The sequence below is a fragment of the Candidatus Infernicultor aquiphilus genome (genome assembly GCF_002784285.1).
Taxonomy (GTDB): domain Bacteria; phylum Atribacterota; class Phoenicimicrobiia; order Phoenicimicrobiales; family Phoenicimicrobiaceae; genus Infernicultor; species Infernicultor aquiphilus.
This window is the reverse complement of sequence record NZ_PFKO01000210.1, coordinates 1-2,400: the sequence shown is the minus strand read 5'-3', so window position 1 is coordinate 2,400 and position 2,400 is coordinate 1. Positions and strand designations below refer to the sequence as shown.

The following is a 2,400-nucleotide window of genomic DNA, read 5'->3' as shown; positions in this document are numbered from 1 at the left end:
CCAACGAACATATCTCCACTAATTCCAGAAAAACAATCAAAATAGGCAATTCTCATTCCTTCACCTCATTTAACTGATTAATTAAACTGGCCATATAGCCTGCTCCAAACCCATTATCAATATTTACTACTGCTAATCCGGGGGCACAACTATTCAGCATAGTTAATAAAGGAGCTAACCCTTTAAAGCTTGCCCCATAACCTATACTGGTAGGAACCGCAATGATAGGCTTATCTACTAACCCACCTATTACGCTGGGTAAGGCCCCTTCCATTCCTGCCACCACAATCAGTACATTAGCAGCTAACAATTTTTTTGAGTTATCTAAAAGTCTATGCAGGCCGGCTACTCCTACATCATAAAGACGTTCTACTTTATTGCCCATCAACTCAGCAATAACTGCGGCCTCTTCAGCTACTGGAATATCAGCAGTACCGCCACTAACCACTAAAATATATTTTGAGCTGACCTTCTTCTCTTCCTCTTTAACTGCCACAATTTTGGCTTCTTTAAAATAGGTTACCTCTGGAATAATTTCTTTAATGGTTTGATATATTTCAGAAGTAGCCCGAGTAGCAATGATTTTTCCTTTAATCTCTTTTATTCTTTTGGTTATTTTGCTTATCTGCTCTAAAGTCTTACCTGGGCAGAAAATAACTTCCGGGAAGCCTTTCCTTAAATGCCTCTGACTATCTATTTTAGCAAAACCCATTTCCTCATAAGGAAAATGTTTGAGTCTTTCTAAGGCCTCTTTTAGATCTATTTGACTGGATTTAAATTGCTGTAATATATTTTCAATTTCTTCTCTTTTCACTATTTAATCCTCACTTTTCTCACCGATACTTTCCTCCATACTCCCGCTTCGGTATCCTTGTAAATCAAGGGTAATATAGATAAATCCCCATTTTTTTAATTTAGTAATTATCTTTTTCCTTAAATCTTCTTCCCTTAATAAAAGAAGATCTTTTGGTCTTACTTCGATTCGAGCTAGGTTATGATGACATCTTACTCTTACCTGTTCAATCCCTAAATGATGAATAAATTCCTCCGCCTGTCCTATCCTTCCCAATTTTTCTAAAGTTATCTTATCTCCATAGGGAATCCTGGTAGCTAAACAGGAATTAGAAGGTTTATTCCAGGTGGGTAAATCCATTTCTTTAGAAAGAAGGCGAATATCATCTTTAGTAAGAAGTACTTCTTGTAAAGGACTTCTTATTTTAAGTTCCTTAATAGCCTTCCTTCCGGGACGATAATCACCAAGGTCATCATAGTTAGAACCATCTACTACAAAATTCAAATTATGTTCTTTAGCTATTTCCTTTATTTGGCTGAATAGTTCTTTTTTGCAAAGATAACATCTCTCTGGTGGATTTTTTACAAATTCTTTTCTAGATAATATGTTAGTTTTAATAATCAGATGTTTTACTCCAATTTTTTGTGCCATCTTCTGAGCAACAATCATTTCACTAAGGGGATGAATTTCTGACCTCATTGTAACCGCCAGCACCTTATCTCCCAATTCTTCCTCGGCAATTTTTAATAAAAAAGTACTATCCACTCCTCCCGAATAAGCCACTAAAACACTCTTCATTTCAGATAATATTTTACCTAAATTTTTTAATTTTTCTTCTCTCAAAATTCAATTCCTTTTCTTGCTTCCACTCCTTTTTGATAAGGGTGTTTAACCTCTCTCATTTCAGTAACCAGATCAGCAATTTCAATTATCTCTTGAGGTGCTTTTCTTCCAGTGATAACTACTTCTACCTTCTCAGGCTTTTCCTTTATTTTTTTAATAACTTCTTTTAAATCCAATAATTCGTAATATAAGGCCAGATTAAGTTCATCGAAGATGACCAGATCATAATTACCACTTTGTAGCCCTTCTACACCAAAAGAAAAAGCCTTTTCGGCTTCCTCATAATCTATTTTTTTTGCTTTTCCTTTATAGATGAATTCTTTAGTGCCAAAGGTTTCTAAAGTAATGTGGGGTATTAATTTAAGAGAATGAAGCTCTCCATAGTCCCATTTTTTCATAAATTGGATTATTAAAACCTTCATTCCACTGCCTGCCGCCCTTAGAGCTAGACCCAAAGCTGCAGTGGTTTTTCCTTTCCCATCACCGGTATAGACTTGTATCAATCCTACCATCAACAAAATACCTCCGTTACTGTCCAAGCTTGCACCTTTTAAATTATTATACCAAAATAATTAACAAAAAACACCTTATTTTAATCATTTATATAATGCTTATCTAATTATATGGTTATTTCCCAAAAAGCTAAAAATATTTTCAATAGATTATATATCTGATGCGTTGCAGATAATTTTATAGTAAATTATGATTTTTTGGTTATAATTATGTTGTAGGGGTTCGATTTATCGAACCCGTAAATAAGCGGG

General features: G+C 34.5%; 3 protein-coding genes. All 3 read right to left on the bottom strand.

Features of this window, described 5'->3' with window-relative positions; all coding sequences use genetic code 11:
• Positions 1 to 52: 52 nt before the first annotated feature.
• From larB to cobO, 3 genes are read right to left on the bottom strand one after another with little or no spacing between them, the layout of a single operon-like run.
• A complete protein-coding gene (gene larB, locus COZ07_RS05565; protein ID WP_406607591.1) occupies positions 53 to 814 on the bottom strand; it encodes an AIR carboxylase family protein in 762 nt (253 codons plus the stop codon).
• A 3-nt stretch (positions 815 to 817) separates the two neighbouring features.
• Positions 818 to 1,636: an ATP-dependent sacrificial sulfur transferase LarE gene (larE, locus tag COZ07_RS05560; RefSeq protein WP_406607590.1), complete on the bottom strand. Its 819-nt coding sequence runs from the start codon at positions 1,634 to 1,636 to the stop codon at positions 818 to 820.
• Complete coding sequence (gene cobO, locus COZ07_RS05555; RefSeq protein ID WP_406607589.1) at positions 1,633 to 2,148, bottom strand: cob(I)yrinic acid a,c-diamide adenosyltransferase; 516 nt, start codon at positions 2,146 to 2,148, stop codon at positions 1,633 to 1,635. Before cobO ends, larE begins: the two co-directional genes overlap by 4 nt.
• Between the last annotated feature and the right edge of the window lie 252 nt (positions 2,149 to 2,400).

Coding starts and splice junctions, on each gene's coding strand:
- cobO (WP_406607589.1), bottom strand. CDS start 2,148: ATGGTAGGATTGATACAAGTCTATACCGGTGATGGGAAAGGAAAAACC.